Annotated in this window: 1 protein-coding gene and 1 pseudogene; both read right to left on the bottom strand. The window is 39.1% G+C overall.

The annotated features are described in order from the left end of the window. A pseudogene (locus C5O24_RS12685) lies at nt 1–372 on the bottom strand (RES family NAD+ phosphorylase); the annotation flags it as partial. Nucleotides 373–394: 22 nt separating this feature from the next. Then, nucleotides 395–1,576, bottom strand: coding sequence for an AAA family ATPase (locus C5O24_RS12680; protein WP_133165593.1), 1,182 nt, complete (start codon nt 1,574–1,576; stop codon nt 395–397). Nucleotides 1,577–2,312: the final 736 nt, after the last annotated feature.

Here is a 2,312-nt window from a genome sequence, read left to right as displayed (position 1 = left end):
TTTAGGATTTGCTCGACCTTCTTTGATATAAATCTCTTTTGGGGGCACAAAAGAAGCCTCTTTGCTTAATCCTCTAAATGGATTCGATTTGCTATGATATTTGATGTTAAGACGTTCCCCATCTGGAAGTCCGTAACATTGATATACCATATGATCCTTAAGAGCTTTGTCATCAATTATTCTTGCGCGATAAAAAAATTCGCCTTCTTCAATTGTAATTGTATTTTTTGTTATGTAATTTGAAAGTATTTCTAATACCTTATGTTTAAGATAATAACGAGCTTCGAATAACGCAATTTCTTTGAATTCATTCCAAAGTTTGCGAGCTTCGTAATATGCGTCACTTTCGTCAGAATATCGCTTAATTTCCATCTGATTGTTTCACCTAATTATGTTATATTATCTGTGGAATTACACCAAATTGACCGTTCATATATGCCCGATGAATTGAAGACAGCTTGTTAAGCCCTTTGAAATCAACAAGAGAAAACAGTGTGGTATTGCCGTCTTTACCCTTTTCGGTAAACCATACGGAATCCTTGCCAAACAAATCGTCAATATCTTCCAATATCGGATCATAGTGCGTCGATACAAGCAGTTGTGATTGATTGTCCGGGGTGTTTATAAATTTGGCAAGTATGTATTCCATAAGATTGGGGTGCATACTTGCCTCAATCTCATCAATGCACAGAAAAGCCTGTCGCTTCAACTGTGTATAGATAAGCGACTCCAGTTCAACCATACGCTTTGTGCCTGTACTCTGGCAGTTTTCTGGCAAAACATAACTCTCACTTCCAGTCTCTCCCTCCACGGTATGACCGAATAATGCAGCCATTTTCTGTATCTTGATGTCGGATATGTTGAAGTCGGCTTCTTGTGCGAACTGCATCAGGTATTCCCTGAAATCCTCGCTGTCTGCAATCATCTTCTTTGCTCCATGCGATAATGATGAAAGTGAACCACTCTGCAAAGGAAGCATCCGGCTGTCAATCCAACGGCGCATATTATCAAGATAAGGCACGGCGATATTGACTTTTTTCAATACGGCAAGAACCGACATATTTCGCAGACAGTTCATTGTCATAATATCCACCTCTGCCGGAGAGAGCTTGGCGACAGTTGAATTGAATGTCAGCTTTGATACGCCCTGTACGTCCTCTCGACAAAACACCTTTGTCGGGCGATTTGTGAGATAGACAAATAATGCCTCACGACATACCTTTTCTGGATTCACCGTAAGCTGATACCAATAACGTATGCCGTCCACATACAATTTGATCTCAATCTCTGTGTCATAAGACAAAGCCGACTTCCGCATAAGGAATGGCTGGACATTTGTTCCATCATCATTTGTGGCAGGGATATTATTCCAGAATTCACGAAGGAACTCAACGGCATCCAAAAGATTAGATTTTCCGCTGGCATTGGCTCCGAGAACAACTGCAAAACGGAGTAACTGCACCCCGTCAGGCATGGTTACAACACTGTTGTAACGGTCATCTCCCGAAGGCTCGAAACTTATTTCAACTTCGTCACGGAAGGACTTGAAATTTTTTATTTTCAGCTCGTGTATCATTATATGTGGCTTTGATATGGCAAAGTTAGCTATTATTTGTGGCGTTTTCAAAATAAAACCGGAATATTTTGGGTTTTAATCTCTGAATTAGCTTAAATATCGCCAAAATGGAAATCAAAACACAATCAGCATCCATTATAATGAGGCGAGAGGGAGCAAAATTAAGTCTATAAATACACCGTCAAATATACGAGGCAGCAAGAATTGGCGAAAAACGTGGTAATAAATAAGGGTTATTTAACGCTCTTAATCGCCGAAAATCAGCGAATTATTATTATCTTTGCAAAGTAAACAAAGAAGAACATTGAAATATCGGGGTGCGCAAAGAGGGAGTACCGCGATTTTCAGAGAGTTAAGATATTGATAATCATATAACATACGTTTGTATCACAGAGACCAGGCGGATCACTAAAGGGTCACAAATTCAACATGAGTTTGTGGCCCTTTTTCGTGTCCGCAAGCGACTGTCGCTCAACTGTTAGCAAATTTATAACTTTCATATTTACAATGATTCGGTAAAAATTACAGAAGTAGTTGAAACTTAAGTTAATATAACGAATTATCAAATACAAATGAATCGCCAAAGCGTTCATTATAAAAAACTTAGCGTATGAACGTATTGGCGATTCTCAAAGACTTCACCTTTCGGTGTAAGTCGGTATTTGAAAATACTACAACCAAGATGAGCAAAAGGTTCCTCAACTGGCTGATTTTAACAATACGCACTGTAGCGTTG

Source organism: Paramuribaculum intestinale (genome assembly GCF_003024925.1).
GTDB classification, from domain to species: Bacteria; Bacteroidota; Bacteroidia; order Bacteroidales; family Muribaculaceae; genus Paramuribaculum; species Paramuribaculum intestinale.
This window is presented reverse-complemented; position numbering and strand designations above follow the sequence as displayed.